The sequence below is a fragment of the Advenella kashmirensis W13003 genome, assembly GCF_000506985.1.
GTDB lineage: Bacteria > Pseudomonadota > Gammaproteobacteria > Burkholderiales > Burkholderiaceae_B > Advenella > Advenella kashmirensis_A.
Genome location: NZ_KI650982.1, coordinates 1 through 23,510, shown reverse-complemented (window position 1 = coordinate 23,510; position 23,510 = coordinate 1). Strand labels below are relative to the sequence as shown.

At 48.0% G+C, this 23,510-nt stretch carries 24 protein-coding genes and 1 pseudogene; 22 read left to right on the top strand and 3 right to left on the bottom strand.

Features of this window, described 5'->3' with window-relative positions; all coding sequences use genetic code 11:
- Positions 1 to 581 precede the first annotated feature (581 nt).
- The 13 genes from W822_RS0124030 to W822_RS42025 all read left to right on the top strand — a co-directional run bounded on the left by W822_RS0124030 (position 582) and on the right by W822_RS42025 (position 10,954).
- Positions 582 to 917, top strand: coding sequence for a hypothetical protein (locus tag W822_RS0124030; RefSeq protein ID WP_031243472.1), 336 nt, complete (start codon positions 582 to 584; stop codon positions 915 to 917).
- A gap of 14 nt (positions 918 to 931) precedes the next feature.
- Positions 932 to 1,363, top strand: a complete 432-nt coding sequence (locus tag W822_RS0124025; protein ID WP_024006800.1) for a VirB3 family type IV secretion system protein — start codon at positions 932 to 934, stop codon at positions 1,361 to 1,363.
- On the top strand, positions 1,272 to 3,686 hold the full coding sequence (locus W822_RS42070) for a VirB4 family type IV secretion/conjugal transfer ATPase (protein ID WP_024006799.1): 2,415 nt from the start codon (positions 1,272 to 1,274) through the stop codon (positions 3,684 to 3,686). The genes W822_RS0124025 and W822_RS42070 overlap by 92 nt, the downstream gene beginning before the upstream one ends.
- Before the next feature lie 36 nt (positions 3,687 to 3,722).
- Positions 3,723 to 4,361, top strand: a complete 639-nt coding sequence (locus W822_RS42065; protein WP_051401838.1) for a TrbJ/VirB5 family protein — start codon at positions 3,723 to 3,725, stop codon at positions 4,359 to 4,361.
- A gap of 87 nt (positions 4,362 to 4,448) precedes the next feature.
- Positions 4,449 to 4,733, top strand: coding sequence for a hypothetical protein (locus W822_RS46210; protein ID WP_081724452.1), 285 nt, complete (start codon positions 4,449 to 4,451; stop codon positions 4,731 to 4,733).
- Between the two features lie 26 nt (positions 4,734 to 4,759).
- Positions 4,760 to 5,701: a TrbL/VirB6 family protein gene (locus W822_RS42060; RefSeq protein ID WP_024006796.1), complete on the top strand. Its 942-nt coding sequence runs from the start codon at positions 4,760 to 4,762 to the stop codon at positions 5,699 to 5,701.
- A 470-nt stretch (positions 5,702 to 6,171) separates the two neighbouring features.
- Positions 6,172 to 6,492 carry a type II toxin-antitoxin system RelE/ParE family toxin gene (locus W822_RS42050; RefSeq protein ID WP_437177160.1) on the top strand — a complete coding sequence of 107 codons (321 nt, stop codon included), beginning with the start codon at positions 6,172 to 6,174 and terminating at the stop codon, positions 6,490 to 6,492.
- Between the two features lie 2 nt (positions 6,493 to 6,494).
- Positions 6,495 to 6,788, top strand: a complete 294-nt coding sequence (gene nadS / locus W822_RS42045; protein WP_024006793.1) for a NadS family protein — start codon at positions 6,495 to 6,497, stop codon at positions 6,786 to 6,788.
- A 111-nt stretch (positions 6,789 to 6,899) separates the two neighbouring features.
- A complete protein-coding gene (locus W822_RS46560) occupies positions 6,900 to 7,043 on the top strand; it encodes a hypothetical protein (protein ID WP_024006792.1) in 144 nt (47 codons plus the stop codon).
- A complete protein-coding gene (locus W822_RS42040; RefSeq protein WP_024006791.1) occupies positions 7,033 to 7,752 on the top strand; it encodes a VirB8 family type IV secretion system protein in 720 nt (239 codons plus the stop codon). Before W822_RS46560 ends, W822_RS42040 begins: the two co-directional genes overlap by 11 nt.
- A 15-nt stretch (positions 7,753 to 7,767) precedes the next feature.
- Positions 7,768 to 8,592, top strand: a complete 825-nt coding sequence (gene virB9, locus W822_RS42035; protein WP_024006790.1) for a P-type conjugative transfer protein VirB9 — start codon at positions 7,768 to 7,770, stop codon at positions 8,590 to 8,592.
- 10 nt (positions 8,593 to 8,602) lie between these two features.
- A complete protein-coding gene (gene virB10 / locus W822_RS42030; protein WP_024006789.1) occupies positions 8,603 to 9,832 on the top strand; it encodes a type IV secretion system protein VirB10 in 1,230 nt (409 codons plus the stop codon).
- Between the two features lie 9 nt (positions 9,833 to 9,841).
- Entirely contained in the window at positions 9,842 to 10,954 is a 1,113-nt protein-coding gene (locus W822_RS42025; RefSeq protein WP_024006788.1) for an ATPase, T2SS/T4P/T4SS family, read from the top strand.
- A gap of 150 nt (positions 10,955 to 11,104) precedes the next feature.
- Here the strand turns inward: W822_RS42025 and W822_RS42020 are convergent, their stop codons facing one another.
- From W822_RS42020 to W822_RS46715, 3 genes are all read right to left on the bottom strand, one after another.
- A complete protein-coding gene (locus W822_RS42020; RefSeq protein ID WP_024006787.1) occupies positions 11,105 to 12,694 on the bottom strand; it encodes an RNA-directed DNA polymerase in 1,590 nt (529 codons plus the stop codon).
- Between the two features lie 93 nt (positions 12,695 to 12,787).
- Positions 12,788 to 13,828, bottom strand: a complete 1,041-nt coding sequence (locus W822_RS42015; protein WP_024006786.1) for a DUF4917 family protein — start codon at positions 13,826 to 13,828, stop codon at positions 12,788 to 12,790.
- Between the two features lie 279 nt (positions 13,829 to 14,107).
- On the bottom strand, positions 14,108 to 14,350 hold the full coding sequence (locus W822_RS46715) for a type II toxin-antitoxin system RelE/ParE family toxin (protein ID WP_253272346.1): 243 nt from the start codon (positions 14,348 to 14,350) through the stop codon (positions 14,108 to 14,110).
- Between the two features lie 180 nt (positions 14,351 to 14,530).
- On the opposite strand from W822_RS46715, the gene W822_RS42005 reads away from it, so the two are divergent.
- From W822_RS42005 to W822_RS46200, 9 genes and pseudogenes are all read left to right on the top strand, one after another.
- Positions 14,531 to 14,977, top strand: coding sequence for a single-stranded DNA-binding protein (locus W822_RS42005; protein WP_024006785.1), 447 nt, complete (start codon positions 14,531 to 14,533; stop codon positions 14,975 to 14,977).
- 38 nt (positions 14,978 to 15,015) lie between these two features.
- On the top strand, positions 15,016 to 16,950 hold the full coding sequence (locus W822_RS42000; protein WP_024006784.1) for a type IV secretory system conjugative DNA transfer family protein: 1,935 nt from the start codon (positions 15,016 to 15,018) through the stop codon (positions 16,948 to 16,950).
- Positions 16,951 to 17,034: 84 nt separating this feature from the next.
- Complete coding sequence (locus tag W822_RS45980; protein ID WP_051401836.1) at positions 17,035 to 19,197, top strand: LPD7 domain-containing protein; 2,163 nt, start codon at positions 17,035 to 17,037, stop codon at positions 19,195 to 19,197.
- Between the two features lie 16 nt (positions 19,198 to 19,213).
- Positions 19,214 to 19,756: a thermonuclease family protein gene (locus W822_RS0124010; RefSeq protein WP_024006782.1), complete on the top strand. Its 543-nt coding sequence runs from the start codon at positions 19,214 to 19,216 to the stop codon at positions 19,754 to 19,756.
- Between the two features lie 16 nt (positions 19,757 to 19,772).
- The gene (locus W822_RS46425; protein WP_024006781.1) at positions 19,773 to 19,937 is read left to right on the top strand and encodes a hypothetical protein; all 165 of its coding nucleotides are present in this window, start codon (positions 19,773 to 19,775) and stop codon (positions 19,935 to 19,937) included.
- A gap of 22 nt (positions 19,938 to 19,959) precedes the next feature.
- Entirely contained in the window at positions 19,960 to 21,165 is a 1,206-nt protein-coding gene (locus tag W822_RS41995; protein WP_024006780.1) for an ArdC family protein, read from the top strand.
- Entirely contained in the window at positions 21,162 to 21,725 is a 564-nt protein-coding gene (locus W822_RS46710) for a plasmid mobilization protein (protein WP_024006779.1), read from the top strand. Before W822_RS41995 ends, W822_RS46710 begins: the two co-directional genes overlap by 4 nt.
- The gene (locus W822_RS41990; protein WP_024006778.1) at positions 21,722 to 22,729 is read left to right on the top strand and encodes a relaxase/mobilization nuclease domain-containing protein; all 1,008 of its coding nucleotides are present in this window, start codon (positions 21,722 to 21,724) and stop codon (positions 22,727 to 22,729) included. The genes W822_RS46710 and W822_RS41990 overlap by 4 nt, the downstream gene beginning before the upstream one ends.
- A gap of 25 nt (positions 22,730 to 22,754) precedes the next feature.
- Positions 22,755 to 23,063: pseudogene (locus tag W822_RS46200) on the top strand (IS3 family transposase); the annotation flags it as partial.
- Between the last annotated feature and the right edge of the window lie 447 nt (positions 23,064 to 23,510).

Here is a 23,510-nt window from a genome sequence, read left to right as displayed (position 1 = left end):
TGCGACTTTTGACCGTCAACGCTGTGGATAAATCGTTCTGCCAGAGATGCTGTTGCGATCTTTGACCGTCAGCAAAAATCAGAATCAGCGGTCAAAAATCTCAATTGCAGGTATTTCGGTCCAATTTGCCAACGTTTTTTATCGGGAAATGACCGTTTTCTCATCAAAAGCATGTGCATAAGTCGTGATTTTTCACCGATATGCGACTTTTGACCGTTACTTTGCGATCTTTGACCGCTGACTTATCCACATATGCTGCGACTTCTGAGCGCTGAAACCGCGATCTTTGAGCGTCAATTTTGCGACTTTTGACCGTCAAATACACCGAATTTCTCTAATTCTATCAGTGCGTTAGGTGGCCCTTAACCTTTTATAACCTATATAACCATAGGGATCGGACCCTGTCGCGATCTTTGACCGCTGGTATTTGACAGTGGCTTTTTGGAATCACAAATCTAGCCGGACTGTGGCAAGAGAGCCAGATCATTACGGTTCCTAGCACTTCTCGTTCTTTGTTGTGCCTGATGACACTCTGCGGAGTGTTTTTTTGTTCTTCATGTTTGATTTTTAAGGAAATATCGATGACTTATGTATCCAACCACACTGCTCACAAGACGAGATCCCGTTGCGTCGCTGAAGCCACTTTGACGGTGGCACTGTTGCTGATTTCGCCCCTGGCACTGGCACAAGGTTTTGCCAGTGAAATCAACAGCATAGGTGAAAACATCCGAGACGGGATTTATATCTTTGTCGGAACGATGTGCGGCATCACAGTGCTATGGTGCATTTTCGAAGGGGCGGGCGGCCGTAAGACTTGGCTGGACTTGTTGCATATCGGTCTATGGGTTTTTGCTGCTGGTGCCGCAATTGTCGTGACCACGTGGATATTCAGTGAAGGTGGCTCTATCAGCGTTTAAGCACAAGGATAGTCATGCGAGAAATCGAAAATGATGAGAAAAGTGGGTTTCCCACGTTTAACGCACTGGGTCGAGCAGCACTCGTGTTTGGCATTCCGGTGGTTCCGCTGGCAATGGTGGCGGGTGGGAGTCTCGCCGCCACCATGTTGCTGCTGACCATTCTCAAGGGTAAAGCTTTGCTTCTGATGTTGATTCCCATCCCGGTTGTGATTTTTATGAAAACCGTCTCACGCAATGACGACCAGGCATTAAAAATCATCGGCTATGAGCTCAGATGTTGGTTCTATCGACGTAATGCGGCTTTTTTTAACGGTACAACCACGCTTGTGGCGACCCATTTCGGGAGAAATTTGAATGATTATCAGCGATTTGTTGAACAACATACTGAAAAAACAGACCTCCAGCGATATGTTGCTGCCCAAGATATCCCAACATATCACCGCTGAGCTGTTTCATATTAAGACCGGACATATCGGGTTTGTGATTCGGCTAGAAGGTTTGCCCTTTGAGAGCGCGAATGAAACCCATCTTAGCGCTCATTTTTCTCAGTTGGCGCGTCTACTGTCTGGGGCAGGTAAGACGCTCGGCGGCCGGCTTGGTTTGTGGACAACCTTGCAGCGACGAAAAAAGGTGTTTGACCGTCAATATGCTTTTGATAATCCGTTTTGCCGCGAATTTGCGGCGAAGTATCTGGCTAAGTTTGAGACTGGAGCGTATTTCGAGAATGTCTTTTATCTGACTGGGTTGATTAAGTACGAAGATTTTGACGATGGCATCAAAGAGGCTCAGGATCTACTCACGGTATTAATGCAGGGGTTGCAACCATATGACCCGGTGGCGCTGACTGCCTGGCAGAACCAAGAGGGCATTTTATTCTCTGAAATTTTTTCGTTCTTTGGATTTCTGGTCAACGGCGTTCAGGAGGATATACCTCTATCGAATGTCGATGCCTTTCAGACACTGGCGAGTTCGGATTTGCATTTTGGGACCGATGTTTGCGAGATCCGGAGTCAAACCGGCACTCGATTTGCAGCGTCGTTTGACTTAAAGGATTTTGGGGTTTCCCAGGTCAAGGTGCTCAGTGGCATTCTGGATCTGCCTTGTGAATTCACGTTGACCCAATCCTTTGTATACGTGGACTCCCCCACGATGCAGGAGACCATTAAAAAGCAGTTGAATAACTTGCGCTCAGTGGGCGATCAAGCGCTTATGCAGCAAGAAGAACTCAGAGCCGGGCAGGGAGGTCTGGCGTCAGGGGAATTAATGTTTGGCGAATATCACAGTGTCCTGGTGGTATATGGGGAGACGGCCAAACAAGCTTCTCAGAATGGTGCCAAGGTCTATACCCGGTTTCAAAATTCGGGGGGGTATCGGTTTGTGAAAGCGGGCCTGTCTGCACCGGCGACGTATTTTAGTCAAGTACCGGGATCCAAACACAAACCACGTTGTTTTCCAAAGTCGACGATCAATCTGGCCACAACGTTCGGCATGCACAATTACTCGCATGGCAAGAGTCAGGGCAATCCCATTGGCGATGGTTCTGCCATTATGCCGCTTCAAACCGTCTCGAATACGATCTACGACTTTAATTTTCACTTTTCCAATCCCAAAGAGGACAATATTGGCGACAAAATCGCAGGCCATACCCTGATATTGGGCGCGACGGGGACGGGTAAAACAACGCTGCAAACGGCACTGTTAGCCTTTGCAGATCGGTTTGACCCCTATTTATTTGTGATGGATCTGGACGAAGGCATGAAAATCTTCCTTCGAGCGACAGGGGGCACCTATTACTCCCTGAAAGATGGTCGGCCGACGGGCTGCAATCCATTTCAGATGCCGGATAGTCCTAAAATCCGGGAGTTTCTATACAAACTCGTTGGAATTTGCGGAAAAACCGCAGAGGGTAAAGTGACTGCTGCCGAGGAAAAGCAGATCCAGCTTGCAGTCGATACTCTGATGAACACCATTGATTTTGAGAATCGCAACTTTAGTGTTCTTCTGCAATCGATCCCGCACGATCCGGGCAATGCGGATAGCCTCAGAACGCGGTTATCTCGCTGGTGTCGCAGTGAAGGTGGGCGTTACGCATGGTGCTTGGATAATCCGTCAAATGATTTTGACCCGGATAAATTTTACCGGATTGGCTTTGATCTTACAGATATTCTCAAGGACGATTACCTGCCGACTGAGCCCGTTCTGGCTTACTTGTTTTATTTACGCTCGCAAATGATGGACCGGGTCGCCGCCTCAGGTGGAATTCTGGCCACCGTTATTGAAGAATTCTGGTATCCCGCCCGATTCGAGATGACTCAGGAGTTTATGCTTAAAAGCCTGAAAACGGATCGTAAATTGGGAGGCTGGGTGGTACTGACGAGCCAAAGCCCAGAAGATGCGATCAATAGCTCGATCTTTGCCGCGATTGTTCAGCAGACACCTACCAAGATATTTTTGCCCAACCCCGATGCCGAGTTCGAGGCAAGCTACGCTCGATGCGGGATTACGAATAAGGAGTTCGATGAATTGGTCAAGCTCACTTTGGAGTCACGTACTTTCCTGATTAGACAGTCCCGTCAATCAGCATTTGCCAAATTGAACCTGTACGGATTTGAGGATGAGATCGCTGTGTTGTCTGGATCGTCTGACAATGTGGCTATTTTTGATGATGTTCAACGTGAACTGGGCGATGTGCCGGCCGATCTCTGGTATCCGGTTTTTAAGGAGCGGGTGCGTGACGCGCGGCAAGCCAAGAGAAAGAAAGCAGCATAGTTGCTAATCTCTGTTTATTTTTCCAGGAAAATCAAAATGAAGATGCTTACATTCATAAAGCAGGCAACGCTCATTGCGGCCATTGTTTTGTCTAATCATGTGCACGCAGGAGTTCCAACCATTGATGTTGCTGCGGTGGCGCAAATGGCCGAGCAGGTCAGGCATATGCAGACGCAGATCCAAAACCAGATCTCGCAGATTACGCAACTGAAAAATCAGGTCAAGGCAGTGACGGGATCTCGCAATATGGGGAATCTACTCAGAGATCAGGTTAAAGATGTCATTCCTTCTGAGTGGGCTGACATTTACAAAGCGGCCCATGTGGACGTCTCGCACATCACGGATATCAAGGGCTTTGATCCACAAGCGGGTTTGAAGAATCTGGCCTCGATTCAAGAGTTCTCTGAGCGGGCCTTTGAGGATACAAAGGCACGACTGGATAACATCGAAGGTCTGATGGAACAGATTGATTTGACTCAGGATCTGAAGGGCGCCACTGACTTGCAAAACCGCATTGCCACAGAGAATGCGGCCATTACGAACACACAAGTCAAGTTGGATATGATGGCCCGCCTGCACGAAAATCAAAAGGAAATAGAGAGTCGTAAGTTGTCAGAATATAACAATTGTTCACTAAAAGCCTGGGCAAACAGAACCGCAGGCGGTTGTAGTTGACGCTTGAATGTTGCATCCTTATGGGTGAGGGCGATGGTCGGAGTGGTATGCCTGCTGTTGCATTGATTCATTGGAATAGGATATGACATGCGTAATATTTTTATTGCTGGCGTTTTTGGTTTGAGTGTTTTGGTTGGATGCGGAGAGAAGGCTGTAGCTGAATCACCGCCTACGCCACCGGGTCAACCTATTCCTGAAGGAACACCGATGCCCAAAGATGGGGAGATTCTTAATAAAGATATCAAGCTAGGAAATTGCAAACGTGGAGCGGAGTTGTTCGGGAGGGACAGTAAAGCTGAAGCTCAACATTGTAAAAAAAATCTTGGTGAAGAAGTATGTAAAAAATACTACAACAAGGCGGCTTGCGAATGAGCTGACGGTATGAACTAAGGAACGGCATGAGCACTATTGCAGATATAACGGAGTTAATGACTTCGAAGCTCGGGCCAGATCTAATTGAGAAAACGGGGCAACTCATCGAAGGGATTGCCCCAATTTTTTCGCTAGGCCTGAGCTTATATGTGGTTTTACTAACATTTTATTACTACAACAAAGGATTTGATGAATCAGTTGTAGATATTTCCAAACGAGTATTAGTCTGGCTCATTATCATCGCCTTCGCTTTTAACGCAGGCAATTATGCCAAGATCGCAGGCATTATTTACGCGCTACCAGATCAGTTAAGTGGCCTATTTGGATATACAAATACTGGACCAAGCGCTGTCGAAACGGGCCTGCAAAGTATAGATACTATGATTTATAGTTTGGACAAAATATCAGAGGATAAGGCGTGGTACGAGATCCAAACGCATCTTGCTGTATATGGAGCTAAGTTGATCACTATGATTTTAGGCTACCTATTATTCATGGTGGCTTATGCATTTTATTTAATAGCTAAAGTGTGTCTTGCGTTGACATTGATGATTGGTCCTCTATTTCTCGGTGCCGCATTGTTCCCTGGAACACGACAATATGCAATGAATTGGATTGGACAATGCTTGAACTATATTGTGACGATTGCATTATTGACACTCATTAGCGTGATTCAAAGTAGTTTTGTTCAGAGTACCGTAGACAAGTGGGCGAATCAATCTGGCTCCTGGGATCTGGTTGAGGCATGGAAGGCGATTTCGCAGTTATTGATAATGACAGTAATATTTCTGATGGCAGCCTTGAGCATTCCAAGCATTGCTGGTGCTTTGACAGGTGGTGCTATGGCAGATTCACACAGCAGGACGTTTGGTCGAATGGGTGGTTTTGTTAGTCGTACTTTTGACAAAATTACAAATCGAGGTGCCGGTGGATCTGTTCGGGCCTATAACCGGGCCAGCAAAGATTAAAGGAGACGAAAAATGAGCAGTACATTGGAGTCATCCCACCGTCGGGCTATTCGGCGAGAATGGTCAAACCGTGGCATGTCATTGCTTTTTAACTTCGAATTAACCTGGCTGGCCGGTTTGGCTGGCTTTGCTGCCAAATCATGGCTGGTTTTTCTAGCGGCTTTTATGCTTATGATGTGGCTGAGAAGGTTTCCGATATTTTGCCTAACAATGTGTGTACTGTTCACAGCAAATTGGGTATTTAGTACCTGGGGTCTATCTTACGTCGATAATGGGTGGTCAATACGCACTGTCACGCTATCAGTCTTTGCATTTGTGATTTTCGGTTGGCTCCATTGGCGAGGATTGGATGAGCTCAACGATATATACGCTAGGTAGACTTTTTTTCCTTCGTTCGACCTGGACACAAAGCAGCAAGCCATTTCATTGTTTTTTGGACAAAATTGCAAACTACGCCAGTGGCGTATATAATGGAAATCATGGAATTTATAGAAACACCTGTATTTACCCGGCTACTAATGGATTTGCTAAGTGATGATGAATATGCTGGATTACAGAATTTACTGGTTGACAACCCCGAACGTGGCGATATTATCAAAGGCGGCGGCGGTATCAGAAAAATTCGATATGCGATAGAGGGTAAGGGAAGAAGCGGTGGGGTCCGCGCTATCTATTATTGGCTGAAGGATAATCATCAGATATACATGTTAGTGATTTATCCCAAATCTAAGAAAGATACGCTGACAGATAGGGAAGTGGCCGTGTTGAGGGAGTTAGTTAAGGAGTTATAGATATGGAAAAAGCGTTATTCGATGATTTGGTCTTGAGTCTGAAGCAGGCGAAGGCGATCTCTAAAGGGGAAGCGCCTGCCTCTCGTCGCACCGTGGTCACGGCTCCTGATGTGAAAGGAATTAGAGAAGCAACGGGTCTTTCGCAGACTGAGTTTGCCAGTCTGCTCAAAGTCAGCCCTAAAACGCTGCAAAACTGGGAGCAAAATCGGCGCACACCAACAGGACCTGCAGCCGTATTACTGAAGATCGTGCAAGCCGCGCCTGATGTGGTAATGAAAACCTTGCATCCATCATAGTCATCAATTTAATCTGCATTTTACAGAAGCCGCATTTCACATTGCGGCTTTTTTTCGTCTGTCGAAGATGAATGTGTTCTTTAAAAAGCCATTTACTCATAGGAGTAGCTCATGAAAAAGCTGTTTTCAAGCGTATTGATGCTTGTTGTCCTGACAGCGTGTGCAAGTCATACGCCTGCGCCGAAACCTACAGGCAAGCCTTTCCCGATCAATCAGGATTACAAAGTGAAGGGAGCTGAGCGTCATGTTCTTTAAAAAGAGAAGCTCAAAGCGCGAGGTTTCTCCTCGGCAGGAAGCCATTACCTTTATTCAAAAAGCCCAGGAATTTGAGCGTTCGCAGATCGAGGCCATTAAGTCCAATAACAAGAAAGCCTGGCGCGTGGTTTGGGCCCAGGTGTTTATTTCGGCGCTGGCGGTTGGCGCTGTGATTGGCCTGACCCCCTTGAAAACAGTCGAGCCCTTCGTGTTGCGGGTGGATAACAATACCGGCGCCACAGACATTGTGACTTCAGTTCGAGACATCAAGAAAATAAAATATGACGAGGCCATCGATAAGTTCTGGCTCGGCCAGTACATCCGTTTTCGCGAAGGATACGATTGGTGGACCGTCCAGGCAGGGTACGATGCTTCCATGTTGATGAGTTCGCCGCGAATCCAGAACGATATTGCCGGTTTCTTTGAATCACCTGCTGCACCCTATAGAGTGCTTAAAGACAAGGCTCGGGTGGATATTCGTGTTATTGGCGTCAGCTGGGTAGGGGAAGTGGCTCAGGTTCGGTTTGAGCGCAAAGTCAAGATGTTGAGCAACGATCAGGCTAAAGCGCCTGCTGCGCAGCGCATGCTGGCAACCATTGCGTACCGGTACGTCAATAAACCGATCACTGAAAAAGATCGCCTTGTGAATCCATTGGGGTTCCAGGTCATGAGCTATCGGATCGATCCGGAAGCGGTATCGGGCAGCTAGGGTGAGGGGAGAACCATGAAACAAAAATCAGTTTTTACATTATTGGCCGCTACCGCGGTCTTTTTTGTGTCCAGTCACGCCAATGCCTTGTCTGTGCCAAAAGGTTCTAGCCAGGATCCGAGAATTCAGACTGTGACCTACAACCCCAATAATGTATTTCATATTCGGGCTCAGATCGGCCGGGCGGTGTTGGTGCAATTGGAGGAGGACGAGCGTCTCGAGGGCGATAGTGCTGCACTAGGCATGGGAGATTCAGAAGCCTGGAAGCTGAACGTTAAAGGAAACAATATCATTTTTAAGCCTACGGCGCCTAATCCTGAAACCAACCTGATTGTAACAACCAATAAGCGCACGTATGTGTTCCAGCTTTCCATTGATGGCCGCGGTAAGCAAGCGACGACCTATGTGCTGCGCTTTCGATATCCAGATACCCAGCGTGCTCATCGTGCAGCGCTGCGAGCCAAGAACGATCAGGCGCATGACATTCTAGCGGGCAGGAAACTGCGGCCTAACGTTGTTCGAGCCAATCAGAACTACTGGGGCTATGGCGACAAGGCGTTGACGCCGACTGCGATGTATGACGATGGTCGTTTTACATACCTTGAGTTTGATAATGGCCGGGATCTGCCGAGTGTTTACAAGATGATGCCTGACGGATCGGAATCGCTCGTCAATCTACACGTTGAGGGCAATACCGTCGTTATTCACGAGCTTAGCAAAAAATTTGTCCTTCGCCTGGGCGACACGGTACTGGGTATAGACAATCTTGGCTTTAGCCAGCAAGGACGTTTTAATCAGACCGGCGCGGGCTTGGATGGTCGTGTACGCGTCGTGAAATAAGGATAACGTGATGAATCAAGAGGATAAAGATCGGCAATTTTCGGCTGAGGGTGGCTCGGATGAGTACGAATCCAACCGAATAGCTCCTGATGACGGTCAAGAACACGAGACGCTTCAGAAAAAGGTCGGGGATGATGAGGTGGAGCGGGGCATACCGCAAAATCTTTCTTCCAGGAAGAAGACCAATGTGGGCAAAGTTTTTGTTTTTGGCGGGATTGTCCTGGCCGTATCGCTCATTGTCATTACCGCCATGGGCCTGTCGGGCCGAGACGATTCCAGCGAAGAGGCAGCGCCTAAAGAGGTGGATATGGTGAAAAATAGCCGCCCCAAGAACTTTGCCTTGGAACAGGCTGAGTTAACCCCGCCTGCTCCTGAGCCTCCACCTGTGGTAATTCCGCCAGCCGAAAAGCCAACAGCGGATCCCGCAGCTACTAAGACGCAAACGGCAGGCGTGAATCAGGGCAAAGAGCAGCCACCTGTCGATCGACGCTTGACGGGGCCCGTGACCATCGATGCGAATGCAGGCCAATCAGCGGACGGCAAGTCGAAACAGCCGGTGAGCCGCACGGAAAGTAGCAGCGCAGGTGGATTTGTGTCGAAACTGCGACCCACCACGACGGAGCCCACGATTGCACAACGGCGGGCCGATCTGACATATTTACTCAAGAAGGGCACCAATATCGCCTGCACCCTCAATACGAAAATTGTTACCACGCAGCCTGGCATTACCCGCTGCATGGTCTCAAAAGATGTGTATTCTGCCAATGGCCGGGTGTTGCTGATTGAGCGGGGCTCCGAGGTAGTCGGCGAGCAGACGGCAGCGCTCGTGCAGGGCCAAGCGCGGGTGTATGTGCTGTGGTCCATGATTGAAACGCCGGCTGGGGTGTCTGTGACGGTCAACAGTGCAAGCGCTGATTCGCTGGGGGCTTCGGGTCAAGAGGCTCAGGTAGATACGCATTTCTGGAAGCGCTTTGGCGGGGCGATTATGCTCAGTCTCATTAAAGATGGCATTCGAATGGCTGATAGTAGTAATCGTAATCAAGGTGGAGTCACTTTTGATAGTTCATCGGATTCAGCCGAGGATATGGCCACTGAGGCGCTAAAAAATACGATCAATATCCCGCCGACGGGCTATGTTAATCAGGGCACTTTGGTGAATGTCATGGTCGCTCGGGACGTGGATTTCAGATCTGTCTATGAACTGGTGCAACCATACTTTTACAGTTCTTCTACAAAATAGGGAGGAGATATGGATGTGGTGAGCCAAAGGCCTGATATCGGTTATGCCCCGGACATTAGTGCCCGTAACATACTGGATCGGCTGGGCATTTCGGACTATTTGAACCGGCCAGGCGTCACCGATGTCATGATTAATCGACCCGGTGAGGTCTTTATCGATAAACCGGGTGGGGTAATCCGCGAGGAGAATCCAGAGTTGGATTTTAAAAGTCTGATGGAATTGGCCAATGTGTTGGCGATCTTTAACCAAAAGCATATTAGTCTGGCTCAGCCCATGCACTCGGTCACGTTGCCTGATGGGGAACGTTGCCATATACTGATTCCGCCTGCATGTGAAGAGCAGACAGTTGTCTATGGATTCAGAAAACCTTCAAAAGATCGATTTAGCCTGGATGACTATATTAAAACCGGCCGTTTGGCAGGATTCCGGGACATGAGCGAAACGGCTTTGGAAGCGCTAAATGTTCTGGAAGGGCTCTATAGCGGTCGCCAATACAGGGATGTGGCCGATCAATTGCGTATTCCGCATGAGGTGCGGTTAGAGGACTTTGAGTTGGATCTGTTGCATTACAAGGCCAATCGGGATATTGCGAATTTTTTCAAACTGGCTGTGCAGCACAGGCTCAATATTTGTATGGTTGGGGGTACAGGCTCCGGCAAAACCACGTTCTCAAAAGCCATTGCCGACCTCATCCCAAGCGATGTTCGTATTGCGACCCTTGAGGATTCGCACGAACTGGACCTACCCAATCACCCGAATCATGTTCATTTATTTATTAAAGAACATGTCACTGCTCAGGCGTTGATTGCGTCTTGCATGCGGATTAAGCCAGATCGAATCTTTTTGACGGAGTTGCGCGGTGGAGAAGCCTGGGATTATTTGACCGCGCTAAATACCGGGCATCCTGGAGGGTTGACGTCCGTACACGCGAATGATTCCCGTAGCGTATTTCACCGGATCGCCGATCTGGCCAAGCAATCGCCGGTCGGGGCAAGGATGGATTATCGATATCTGTTGGCCAATGCCAAAAAGACGATTGATATCGTGTGCTTTTTTAATGACACCTACATGACGGAGTTGTATTACGATCCGGTACAAAAACGTAAAACTATGAGAGGATAGACATTCATAGTCACTGTGATTTATGACTAGTTAGAGTTACAGCTGCATGTTAGCGGATTAGAGCATTTTGATGAAATTGATGAATACGGATATGCGTACCTGTATTGCGCGGACACGTAGTTAGGACAAACAGTACTTCCATTGTTGCCTCTATTGCGAGGTATTGATCGGGTTTTTCCGCGCCCATTCTGCCACAGCTCGTTCAATGGGGTCGAGTTGTGCCTGTATACCTCTAATCCAATGCTTATACTCGTCAGTTGGTAAACAAGAGGCGGCATAAATGTAAGCTCTCCTCAACCACGGGGACAGAGTATTCAAATATTGTTTACGCGATCTTATCCAATAATGCTGGCTACTGCGCCCCATGGCTAAAAGAAGTTCTCTGCTTCCAAATTCGTCAGGCGATTCGTTGTATGCCCGCACATATTGGTCTGCGGAATTCCATCCTCCATCTTCGGCGAAGGGGTGTAGCAAGTACATGCGGGTGTACTCAAGGCTCGAAGCGGTTGAGGTAGGGTCTTTACAGCTAGATAAAAGTTTATAACCTAGTAGTCTCTTGCGCTCGTCCGATAGACTTTCTAGTCGCAGCAGATACTCTACCGTTTCTCGAACGACGGGAACAAATGCATCCAGGTTGTCAAAAATTATGTCGATAGGCTCTGTTGAGCCAACTTGCCCAAGACGTCTAAGCAAAAATTTAAGTAGCGAGAGGTCTGGCTCGTCCTGTGCTACCTGTTCTGTCAGGATACTGACGAGATTTAGATCCAAAAGTCGTTGTTGATGTTCGGCAGTCAGGGTGTCGAATTCGATACTATCGTAGGTATCTTCTATCCCGATTTCACGGAGGAGCTCATAAAACTGTTCGGACAGCGTTTCAATCTCCTTTTTTTCATTTTCGCGGAGATATATGTACCTGAAATGTTCGACGGGAAGAATTTTTGTTTTATTCTGTTGAAGTGTTAGCCCATGGTTGTCGTAAAGTGTTCGTGCCAATAAGGTTAACGCTTGGTACGCTTCTCCTTTTGACTTAGAAAAAATTCTGAAGTCATCACTGTAGCGGACGTACTGAATCCCTTCTGAAAGTAAAACTTGATCGACGTCACCTATAGTTAACTCAGCTATTAAACGAGATGCTGCGGAGCCCACAGGTATTCCATACGAATACGTTACGGCCCAATGAGATATGAGGTTTTTCAATGCCTTCGCATGCATATGACCAACACCTAATGCACTTTCTAAGGCATTATCTACTCTATGTCCATAGATACGAGGAAAAAAATCAGCAATGTCTGCTACAACCACAAATTCAGGTTTTACCCGTTCACAGAGCTCTTGTGTCGAAGCCTGAAAACTACGGTAGCTGTACTCGGTAGAGTACATTCGGCCGTCGTCTGCTGGCGAGAATCGATACGCGTGAACAATATTTTCAATAGCTGGAATTCGTTGTCGCTCTAATCGTCCCCCTACTTCCCATACAAGTGCGGTAAAAACGATAAAATCAAGAGGATCAAGCTGGGTAGAGATACGAAATCCGAAGCTATTCTTGGGCACTAAGCATCGTCGATACGCACGTACTGTCCATTTAAGTATATCGGTTTCTTGAAGGGTAGTTTTCACATCAGCCCAACCATCAGCAATTGCAGAGAACTCAAATGCTTTGGGAAATATGTCTGTGTCAGAATAATTAATTGCGTGTTTTAGTGCCCAATTCAGTGCTTCTTCTGAGAGTTTTAATGTCATTTCCTACTCTAGTCTTTGCTTGATATATGAGCCGCACGGAATAGCCTGCCTCGATGCATTAAATTCATTTAACGGCTTGCTGGGCATTTTCCATTACCCCCAAATTTCTGCGGTTTTTGCGTCATATGTATGGACTTTACAATGCAACAATTTCTCTAGAGTTGCGGCACGCTCGATGTCTGCCTCGGTGAAAACACCGATATAGGTGCTCCAGAGTTTCGGGGTGCTCTTGGAGGGGAAGTGCGTAGCTCGGTTTAAAGCCTCGATAATGTGTAGATCACTGTCTCCAAATCCAAATCCGAACGTGACAATAGAGCCATCAACTCCACTGAGATGCTCGTAGCAATCGGCTAGGTAAGGATTGGCACGGATCTGCGCGACTTTGTCGTCTCCAGATCCGGCTGTTACAAATACTGGATAGTGTTGAGCCTCGATACGAGCGTTAATGTTTTCCAGCAGATATCCGTTCGAGTCGTACTGTTCCTTCTCTACTTCAGTGCCTGTGTCAAAGAGTGGTAATGCTCCATGAACATAAAACACGTTCTGCGTCAATTTGTTCGGTCCCCATCGCAACTCGGACCAATTTGTCTCTTCTACATTATTTTCAACTTCTACAGGGTTCAGGAGCTCTCGGCCAAAGCCATCGCAAGCGTTGGGGATGTTCTGACGCATCAAGACCCAATATAGGAGAAGGTCGTAGTTGGATGTGAAAACAGATCCTCCAGTTTCTAAGAATCGGTTCACGAATTTGGCGCACGCAGCACTTTGTTCATCCGACATTTTAAAAACATGCTCGGGATGTAGTGAATTGATGGCATCAATCAGACTTCTGCACAGGCCCTCGTGGGCGGCTGTTACCTTCGTTTTTAGGGATTGATCACCGTCGAAAACCTCCAAGAGAGTAGAGAACGCATCCAACTGCGCCATCATTAACTCAAAGTTTTTTGTTTTCATGGCACCGAGCACTTTAGTCAGTAGGGGATCATTCTGACTTGCGACAAAGTTAAAGAGCGCGTTGTATGAGAAGATGGAACTGTCGTAGGCAACACTGAAGCCGTTGCCTAGAAGCAAGTGCACTTTCCTTTTTTGCTTTGCCAATTTAGTTAATACGTCGTCAACGTTGTCGTAATGCATTGCATCCCTCAGGTCTGTTAGTAGGGACGGCAAATGAGCCAAACTCCAGAAACATATAGCAACCCCGATCATACGTTTTGAATAAAAACATTATAGTCTGAAAAAGAAATTAATTGAATAATTTTGTTACTTTTGCAGTATTTGAGCCCTCTACTGGGAAGAGCGTTTTCTAATCGTACCGGGTCACAACGGTTTACACGACGCTTAAATGAAAATGCGCGGAGCGATCTACTTAGCGAAATATGGCTGTCATGATATCTCCGTGAGATATGTCTTTCATTATGTATTCTCCTGTTTGTTGATGTATTGCCAGTCGTGCCAGAATCGCAGGCAAGTTTTATATTGGCACCTATTTGCGCTTATCACCGGTAAAAAAAGTAGCAGAATCATTTTCTTACCTGCTCCAGCGTAGTGAACGCGGTATTCAGAGCCAACATCAATTTTCAATTCCCATACTCTGTCCCGTGACGGCTTATGGTCCCGCAGGTTACCTAATTCCATTCTCATAAGACGGCGATCAATGGCAATTCTTGCCTGGATGTCTCGTACTTTGTTGCGCCACTCACCGAAAAAGGGTCATGACCATTTACGTCAATGTAGTGGCCTATATCAATCTTCTGTTTTCGTTTAAAAACGAAAACAGCCAACTCAAGATTCAATACCACTAATACCACTAATACCTTAATAGGGGAAGAACTCACTATGTCCGCATATATCAACGAAATCACCATCATGGGCAACCTCGGTAAAGACCCAGAGCTACGCTATTTTGCCAATGGTACGGCCAGTTTGCGTATTTCCATTGCGACGCAAGAGCAATGGACCGACCAGGATACGGGGGAAGTTAAAGAAGGCACGCAATGGCACACCGCCTCTTTGGTGGGTAAACAAGCCGAGATTGTTGCCAAGTACATGAACAAAGGCGACAAAATCTGGGTCCGAGGCCCGCTGCAAACCAGAATCTATGAGGACGACCGCATCGGCATGAACCGTTTATCAGTCTTTGTCAAAGTTCACGATATGAAAATGATCCACACCAAGATCCGACACGAGGAGAAGGCAGACGAGAAATCGCAACAGGCAGCACCACTTCAGGAAAACGCCGAACTCAGTCAAGTCCAAGCAAACCCGCTTGAGCAGTTCGGCTGATGGCTTGCCCAGTAGTACATTGATTTGGAGGCGTTTTGATGAAAAAATTCCTGATTTGGCTGGCAATATTCATTGTCAGCTTTTTTGTTTTTGCCGTCATTGGCCAGTTTGTGGGCAGCCTGGTTTTTATTCGTTTTACCAGAGTGTCGATGGATCCCGGTATTTTTGTCCTATGGAATCTATATAACAAGTCTCAAGATGGTGGTATTTGGGCACTGTTGCAGTACAAGGTGGCTGTCGGCATCAGTGGCGTGATTACGCTGGCTCCTGTCATAGTGGGCTTTGCCACACTGTTTTCTCGTCCGAAGCGCGAATTACATGGTTCGGCTCGCTTTGCCCGTGCTGGGGAGATCGCCAGAGCAGGCCTCTTAAAAGATAGTCATACAGAGCCGGATATGATAATCGGCAAATACAAAAACCGATATTTACGTTGGGCGGGTAAACAATTTGCCTTTCTGGCGGCCCCCACGCGCTCGGGCAAGGGTGTGGGTATTGTGATTCCCAATTGCCTGCATTACCGCGATAGTCTGGTGGTGTTTGATCCCAAACTGGAAAACTTTGAAATCACGGCGGGATACCGGGCGGCGTACGGCCAGCAGGTATTTTTGTTCAACCCCAGTACTAAGGATTTCACGAGTCATCGGTGGAACCCCCTGAGCTACATCAAGCGGGATCGTCATTTTGCGCCAGGCGGGGCATTTTCCATTGCCAACATCCTGTACCCGACGTCCGGAAAAATGGAAGGCAATACCCGTTTTTTTAATGAAATGGCGCAAAAGCTCTTCGTGGGGCTATGCCTTTACCTGATCGAGACCCAGGATGATACGGGGATTACGCCAACATTGTCGGCCATGCTGCAGCTATCGACGCCGGCTACCGGAGAGCCGTTAGCCGACTGGATAAAGAAAGCAGTAAAAGATCCTGCATTGAGTCGGGAATGTAAAAGCAATCTATTGAGCTATGCGAGCAATACCGGCGCGACGGCCTCGGGCATCGTATCCAGCTTTTTGGCGCCGCTCAGCGTGTTTTCTGATCCGATGGTCGCGGCAGTCACCAGCGGCGATGATTTTGACCTGCGTCAGGTGCGTCGCCAGCGCATGACGATCTATGTGGGGATCTTGCCTAACGATATTTCACGGTTTTCCCGGCTGATCAATCTGTTTTTCAGCCAGCTCATTAGTGAGAATACAGATCAGTTGCCCAGTCAAAATCCAGCTCTGAAATACCAATGTCTGTTGCTTCTAGACGAATTCGCTGCGCTTGGCCGAGTGGATATTATCGAATCAGGTGTGGCTTACATTGCGGGCTACAACCTGCGGCTATTGGCCATTTTTCAAAATCTGGCTCAGCTCAATGGCTTGTATGGCGTTGATGGGGCGAGAACACTTACCACGAACTTTGAATGTCAGATCATTTTTACGCCCCGCGACAATAAGGATGCACAGGAGTACTCAGAGATTATCGGCTATGAAACCTTCAAAAGCCGCTCCACTTCCCGTAGCAGCGGCAAAAGCAGTAGCAACAGCCAATCATACAGCGATCAGCGCCGTCCTGTCATGTTGCCACAAGAGGTCAAAACCATGCCTCACGAAGAGTGCATCATTAATTTGTCTGGGTTGCAAACCATCCATGCTGACAAGGTCTTTTATTACAAGGACAAGGTGTTTTTACCTCGGCTTGGTTACGCCCAACCACAGATTCCACGGATTGGCAGCACTGTGCGCAATAACCCGAAATGGGCCGGATCGGGCAATGCCGAGGGTGGGTCTTTGGAGATGATTCCTGAGCAAGACCTGGATGATATGCCTTTGGAGACCGTGGCGAACAAGGATGAGTTGATGCAGACCGTCATTGCAGGACTATGCGCTCAGGATTCGCCACCGCAATATCTGGCTGATCTGAAAAAGGCGGTCACCAAAGCGTGGCAGGACAGCGGCACCCGTGCTTTTGAACGGGTACTGGGAGGCGCTTAAGGAAGCATTTGATTGTACCTGGAAGTACTTGATGGATCCGTTTCATTGAAACACTGAAACGGGCTACTTAATAAGGAATATATGATGGCAAATGGCAATACGACAAGTGAACACGACATTCGGCAAGCCCTGAATCATGTCGATTCTCGTGATCGGGAAATGTGGCTGCGTTTGGGCGCAGGGATCAAATCGGAGCTGGGTGAGGGCGGTTTCGAGATTTGGGATGCCTGGTCACAGCAGGCAGGCAATTACAATGCAAAATCGGCAAAATCGGCCTGGAAAAGCCTGAAACCGGGTCGCGTCAATATTGGTACGGTGTTTTTTGAGGCCAAGCGGGCAGGGTATGTATCGGGATCTCCCTATACACCGCCAAGCCCCCAAGAGCAGGCGGCGAGAGAGCAGGAGAGACGCATTGCTGAAGAAAAAGCCCTTGCGCAACGTGCTGTTGAGGCCGCCCAGGCGAAGGCCGATGCGCAGTCTCGTTGGGAAAAAGCCGGTGCGGCCGATCCTAAACATCCATATTTGGTTGCCAAGGGAATAACGGATATGGTTGTTATCGGTGCTATCCGACAAGATGGCAATCAGCTTCTAGTGCCTTTACGGCAAAACAAGGAATTGGTGGCCTTGCAGTCGATTGGCCCCAATGGTTTTAAGTCCTTTGCCCAAGGTAGCCAAGTGCAGGGATCCGCGTTTTTGATCGGGCATCCCAAGGAGGCGACTTCGGAGCGCGGTGTGTTGGTGGCAGAGGGGTTTGCGACAGCGGCTAGTTTGCATCAGGCAACGGGTCAACCCGTATTGATGGCGGTGCATGCCTACAATATGAAACCAGTTGCAGAAACATTAAAAGGGCGAATGCCGGATATTCCGGTCACCTTTTGTGCCGATAATGATACCAATGGGGTGGGCATAAAATATGCTGAGCAGGCCGCTGGCATCGTGGGTGATAAGGCACAAGCTATGATGCCTGAGTTTACGGATGCCGATTTTGCTGCATTTCGGCAAAAACATGGTCCCGAGGCCATACCGTCGGATTTTAATGATTTGGCTCAGGTTCGAGGATTGGACGCAGTCAAGCAGGGGGTGGTGCAGTCAGTCGCTCCACAGGCAATGGGTTCGCAGAATAGTCCCGAGTTTGCGGAGCAGACGAGGCAAGAAGTGCCAGCATCTGTATTTGGACCGCAAGAGCAGAATCGGATTGAGCCGGATTTAGATCAGGTGATGGAGAAGGAACCATCGGCAATTCCTTCTAAGTCGGATCAAGTGCGCACCAGTGCTGGGCCAAATCCGGACATTATGCAGCCCAGCAGAAAACCAACGATCACGACCGCTTCGGCGGCTGGGGATGTCGATACTTCGGAGCACGCTCAAAAAAAGCCCATTTTGAATCTCGCCTATAAAGCGCCGCCTGATGGATTGGAGGTTCGGTATTTGTTTGTTGATGGAAAATATGTGGACGCTGGTAATGGGGTGACAACGATTTTCCAGGACAAGGGCAAGTATCTTGCTACGGCCAAAGAAGATATCCAGACGGTGCATGACATGGTCGAGGTTGCTAAGGCCAAGGGGTGGGAGCGTCTTAAATTATCGGGAACGCCGGAATTTAAGCGATTGATGTATATCGAGGCCGAGAGCCAAGGCATTAAAACGCGGGGTTATCAGCCTGCCGCCGAGGATCTGGCTATGGTGAATAAGCGTCAGGAGGAACGCAGTTTAAACCAGGTGCAGGCTGATTTGCATGACAATCGCCGACAAAATAAAGGAACAACCCCGAGACAGGACGCGCAAGCGACGTCTGCTGCCGACCGGTTTGCCTCACAAAATGAGCTACCAACCAAGAGCCAAATAGAATCTTCACCGAAAGCCGATGTCGATCCTGATGTTCGGATTGGCGATATTGGCAGCCAAAGCATCCCGTCTGAGGTTAAGATAGCAGCCGATCAAATGCGTGCCGCCAGACCAACCGGACCGATACCGACTGACAAACCCGATTTTTACAGTCGTTTAAATCCCTCCAGTCAGGGAAAATTTCGTTATATGAAATCGATGGCGGATACGGTGATCGGTTATCTGCGCCAGGATCGCGGGCAGGATGCGCAGCGCAATTTTAATGACAATATGGAGAAGGCCATCAATGGGTCAGCATTGAATGTGCCTGCGCCAATGCGAGAGCGGGCTGAGCAGGCCAGTGAGAAAGCGCCACAGCAGCAGGAACGAGAATATCAACAAGATAGAACGCTAGAGCGTTAATTTAACAGGGGAAACAATGAAAAACCGTCTTGCCGAGTTCGTTTCGGTCGCGTTACTGGTTGCAATATTGATCGGAGCGATGTGGCTCGATCGTGCGAATAATACGGCGCCAATGCTCGATGCAGTGGTCGAGCGCGTCATTGACGGGGATACCCTTGATGTATTGATCAATAATCAACCGGTGCGACTGCGCCTGATTGGCATCGATGCGCCGGAACTGTCTCAATCTCATGGCCGTGACGTAAAGCGGTTTCTGGCCAGTCTCATTGAAGGACAACCGGTGCGTGTTGCTCTGGAGGATGAAGATAAATATGGTCGATCCTTGGCAGAGGTCTTTGTGACAACAATGGATCCGACATCTCATCAACAAAGTGACATGTCGGTCAATGCACTTTTAGTTCGTACGGGTCGTGCCTGGGCCTATCGTTATCAGGGCGAGGTGCAGTATTCCGCTTATGGTGATTTGGAAGCCGACGCTCGGGCGAAAAAGCGTGGGTTGTGGGTCGATTCGGATGCGATTGAGCCGTGGCAATGGCGCAAAACACAAGTAAATCAATGATATGGGAGTAATCATAATGGATGAAAAATCGACAATTGCCTTGGACCCAAGGCAGCAGCTATTGGATTTCATGCTTGAAATGCCGGAAATCTATGGCTATGAACAGGATCATTTGACTCATGCAGAACGCCATATGTTGGCCCAAAGTCACTATCAGAGTCCCGAGGAACCTGTGAAATAACCCTTTGCGTATTGCTGCAAACATGTTTACGAAGCCCAGCCAAAAAAAATTGGTTGGGCTTTTTGTTTTGGGAGAAAATATTATGGCCGAGAAAAAACCGGCATTTCATGAGCAACTGGCCGAGAAAATCATTGCTCAGCTGGAAGCGGGGACCGCGCCGTGGCAACGACCGTGGGATGCGCCGCCAATCAGTTTGCCGCACAATGAGTCCACAGGCAAGCCTTATCGGGGCGGTAATTTGCTCAATCTCATGCTGGCTGGTTATTCTGATCCGCGTTGGCTGACCTATAACCAGGCCAAAGAACGCGGCTATCAGGTGAAAAAGGGCGAAAAAGGCGCTCTGATTCAGACATTCCGTTTGCATCAAGACAAGCAATTGCGTGATCTCAAGGGCGAACTCGTGAGGGACGAGAAGGGTAGTCCTGTTATTGAGCAGATCAAACTAACAAGGCCGATTATTCGTAACTTTGTTGTGTTCAATGCAGAACAAATCACCGGGCTGCCGCCGCTGGTTTTCACTCCCCATCAATGGGATGGGATTCAGCAGATCGACAAACTACTTGCCGCCAGTGGCGCCCACATCGAGCATCGATCTGGAAATAAGGCGTATTACAGTCCGGGGCCTGACAAGATTGTTATGCCGCTAAAGGAACAGTTTTCGGACCCTGAGCGTTATTACAGCACTGCCTTGCATGAGCTGGGCCACTGGACGGGGCACGAATCGAGGCTGAATCGTCCCTTTGTCAATGCTTTCGGATCTGAGGGATACGCCCGCGAGGAGCTGCGAGCTGAAATCAGTTCAATGCTAGTCGGCCAGCGTCTGGGGATCTCTCATGACCCAGGTCAGCACATGGCCTATGTGGATGCCTGGGTGAAGATTCTGAAAGAGGATCCCGCTGAAATTATCAGGGCGTGTCAGGATGCGGAAAAAATCAATAACTATTTGTCTATGTATCTGGAGCAGACATCGGAGAAGCAGGATTTAGTCACTGCGGGGCGATCTGAGACAGTTCAGGAGACTGCGCAGGACATTTTTCAGAAAAAACTGCCATCGTTGCCCGAATCTGAACAGAATCGATTCAAAAAAATGGAAAGCATGATGCATGATGTTTTGAAACATCTACCGGCGGATAGCCGTGGAACGGCATTGGCGTCTTTTTATCAAGAGCAAATTCAGTCTATCGAGCACGCGGGTCAGCATGATGAAGAAGTGGAGATTGAGCGATGACAGCAAAGCGAATTCAAGTTTACGGATTGACGGCTAAGCAGTATGACCGATTGAAAGCACAGGCAGAGAATATGGGTCTGGAGAGCGTGTCTGAATACGCGAAACTTGTTTTAGCCCAAGCCTTGAACACTAAAGTATCATCATTTGACGCACTCCCAGTGCAAACAGCGGTCCAAATCAGCAAGAGTCAAGAGGAGCAGAATGAGACGGAGGTGCATTGGATCAAGCCCTCGTTGAAATTGAACTCCGTCGAAACGGCATTTCTTCGGGAGGCTGCTGATTATGCCGATATGTCTATCAGTGCATTCATCCGGCTTACATTGCTTAGCTATTTGACCAAAACCTCTATTCTAACGAATGAAGAAGTGCGGGCGTTATATCAGTCCAACTTTCAATTGTTAAGAATCGGCCGTAATTTGAATCAGATAGCCAGAGCATGTAATGCTCAAGAATCGGTCAATATCTCCAGCCAGAAAATGACGCAAGTGATGGACGTCATCAACGATCACACTGAAAAGGTACGTGATTTGATCACCGCTAATCAGGAGAAATTGCCATGAAACAATTGAACCAACAGGTTGATAAGTGGTTTCTGGAGTTTAAAACTCGATCTACTCGATCAAAGAAGAGCACGCTGGGGAGGGGTACAACGCATCGTCCTTTAAAAGTGGGCACAGGTCTGAAAAATATCCAGTCTGCAGCATCAAAAAGGCCCGAAGTGATGGTCAAGATTCCGCCGCGTAAAGGGAAAACTAGTGGGCTTCGGGCCGTACGTAACCATTTGGATTATATTAGTCGCAATGGTAAATTAGCAATTGAGGATCAAGACGGCTTTATTTATTCAGGAAAGAAACAGATTCATGAAGGAATTGCCAATGCTTGGAGAGAGCTGGGCGTGCCTGAAAAAAGTAGAAAAAGAGAAGCCATTAATCTGGTTCTCTCAATGCCACCCGGCACAAATGCTGCAGCCGTAAAAACGGCAGCACGGGAATTTGCATGTGATCAGTTTGGTGATCATCAATATGCGTTTGTGCAGCACCTGGACGAAAAGCATCCGCATGTGCATTTATGCGTAATGATGAAAAATGAGTTTGGACGGCGGATGGATCCCCGTAAAGCAGATTTATTTGAATGGCGGTTACGTTTTGCAGAGAAAATGCGGGAGCAGGGCGTGGAGTGTGCGGCTACACGGCGTGTGCATCGCGGGAAAACTCAAAAATCTGAGCGTTCGACGCTTCGTCATATGCGAAAAAGAGGTGAGGTCCCCAATGTTTATCGGCAACAGGCTATCGAATTGATGCAATCAATCAAAAACTCGTCCCGCCCGGTTAATCCGTTTTTGCGTGAACAGATAGAAACTCGCAATATTGTTTCGACAAAATATAGCCGGATTGCGAAGGAACTTTATAAAATCGGGGCGAAGGCTGAAGCGCGCGCACTTGCGAGCATTGCGAGAGAGCTTATGCATGACGGACCAATTACGCTGGCGCAGCAGAGGTTTGACAAATTCAAGGGTAAAATTCAAGCGGAGATTGAAAACGACTCTCATACCTTGAAAATATAAAATGTTTGATTCATAGACATCGCATCACTCAGATCAGGACAGTCAATTTACAAGCTACGAATACGGGGCATTCCTAGCCAACCATAATCTGCAACCGAGCATGAGCCGCCGAGGGAACCGCCACGATAATGCTGTCGCAGAAAGCTTCTTTCAATTGCACAAACGCGAAGGCATCAAATGCAATATATACAAAACCAGAGAGCACGCACGACAAGATATCTTTGACTATATCGACATGTTATACAATCCTATCCGCCGCCATAGTCATGCGGCCAACCTATCACCGTTAAACTACGGACAGCAATACTTTTCTGAGGCTACCAACTGTCTATAAAAATCTGGCCCATTCGAATCCTCGAGGGAAGGAAGTCTGGCGTCGAGATCTCGCCGATAACATAACGCGAAACATTTTCCGGTAAGATGGGCAGCCACAGAGTGGGGTTTGTTGTAACTACGATGTGTACGGTTTCGTTAAATTATAAAGACAACCGCAAATCTCCTATGTCCAACGGAAAAAGAGCTACAAGTGAGGTGTATCCTTTTTTGCGATTTTAATAGAGGTCGTCCTCAATCGGTACGGCAAAGCCCGCATATCGCGGGCTCTAATTTTAAAGCATAGTCAAAGAACGTGCGTTCGTTGACTATGAGCGTGGTGTCGGCTTTGAATCGAGAATCTGGTTGCTTAGCTGAACTAGTCTCGATCTGATCTGACAAAGTCCTTGAAAAAAGGAGAGTTACCCGTTTGAATGTAGGTGTCGAATCTGTATCCAAACAAAAAAGG

Bases quoted from the DNA above. Each gene is read 5' to 3' on its own strand.
- W822_RS0124030 (WP_031243472.1), top strand. From the start codon at position 582: ATGACTTATGTATCCAACCACACTGCTCACAAGACGAGATCCCGTTGC.
- W822_RS0124025 (WP_024006800.1), top strand. From the start codon at position 932: ATGCGAGAAATCGAAAATGATGAGAAAAGTGGGTTTCCCACGTTTAAC.
- W822_RS42070 (WP_024006799.1), top strand. From the start codon at position 1,272: ATGATTATCAGCGATTTGTTGAACAACATACTGAAAAAACAGACCTCC.
- W822_RS42065 (WP_051401838.1), top strand. From the start codon at position 3,723: ATGAAGATGCTTACATTCATAAAGCAGGCAACGCTCATTGCGGCCATT.
- W822_RS46210 (WP_081724452.1), top strand. From the start codon at position 4,449: ATGCGTAATATTTTTATTGCTGGCGTTTTTGGTTTGAGTGTTTTGGTT.
- W822_RS42060 (WP_024006796.1), top strand. From the start codon at position 4,760: ATGAGCACTATTGCAGATATAACGGAGTTAATGACTTCGAAGCTCGGG.
- W822_RS42050 (WP_437177160.1), top strand. From the start codon at position 6,172: ATGGAAATCATGGAATTTATAGAAACACCTGTATTTACCCGGCTACTA.
- nadS (WP_024006793.1), top strand. From the start codon at position 6,495: ATGGAAAAAGCGTTATTCGATGATTTGGTCTTGAGTCTGAAGCAGGCG.
- W822_RS46560 (WP_024006792.1), top strand. From the start codon at position 6,900: ATGAAAAAGCTGTTTTCAAGCGTATTGATGCTTGTTGTCCTGACAGCG.
- W822_RS42040 (WP_024006791.1), top strand. From the start codon at position 7,033: ATGTTCTTTAAAAAGAGAAGCTCAAAGCGCGAGGTTTCTCCTCGGCAG.
- virB9 (WP_024006790.1), top strand. From the start codon at position 7,768: ATGAAACAAAAATCAGTTTTTACATTATTGGCCGCTACCGCGGTCTTT.
- virB10 (WP_024006789.1), top strand. From the start codon at position 8,603: ATGAATCAAGAGGATAAAGATCGGCAATTTTCGGCTGAGGGTGGCTCG.
- W822_RS42025 (WP_024006788.1), top strand. From the start codon at position 9,842: ATGGATGTGGTGAGCCAAAGGCCTGATATCGGTTATGCCCCGGACATT.
- W822_RS42020 (WP_024006787.1), bottom strand. From the start codon at position 12,694: ATGACATTAAAACTCTCAGAAGAAGCACTGAATTGGGCACTAAAACAC.
- W822_RS42015 (WP_024006786.1), bottom strand. From the start codon at position 13,828: ATGCATTACGACAACGTTGACGACGTATTAACTAAATTGGCAAAGCAA.
- W822_RS42005 (WP_024006785.1), top strand. From the start codon at position 14,531: ATGTCCGCATATATCAACGAAATCACCATCATGGGCAACCTCGGTAAA.
- W822_RS42000 (WP_024006784.1), top strand. From the start codon at position 15,016: ATGAAAAAATTCCTGATTTGGCTGGCAATATTCATTGTCAGCTTTTTT.
- W822_RS45980 (WP_051401836.1), top strand. From the start codon at position 17,035: ATGGCAAATGGCAATACGACAAGTGAACACGACATTCGGCAAGCCCTG.
- W822_RS0124010 (WP_024006782.1), top strand. From the start codon at position 19,214: ATGAAAAACCGTCTTGCCGAGTTCGTTTCGGTCGCGTTACTGGTTGCA.
- W822_RS46425 (WP_024006781.1), top strand. From the start codon at position 19,773: ATGGATGAAAAATCGACAATTGCCTTGGACCCAAGGCAGCAGCTATTG.
- W822_RS41995 (WP_024006780.1), top strand. From the start codon at position 19,960: ATGTTTACGAAGCCCAGCCAAAAAAAATTGGTTGGGCTTTTTGTTTTG.
- W822_RS46710 (WP_024006779.1), top strand. From the start codon at position 21,162: ATGACAGCAAAGCGAATTCAAGTTTACGGATTGACGGCTAAGCAGTAT.
- W822_RS41990 (WP_024006778.1), top strand. From the start codon at position 21,722: ATGAAACAATTGAACCAACAGGTTGATAAGTGGTTTCTGGAGTTTAAA.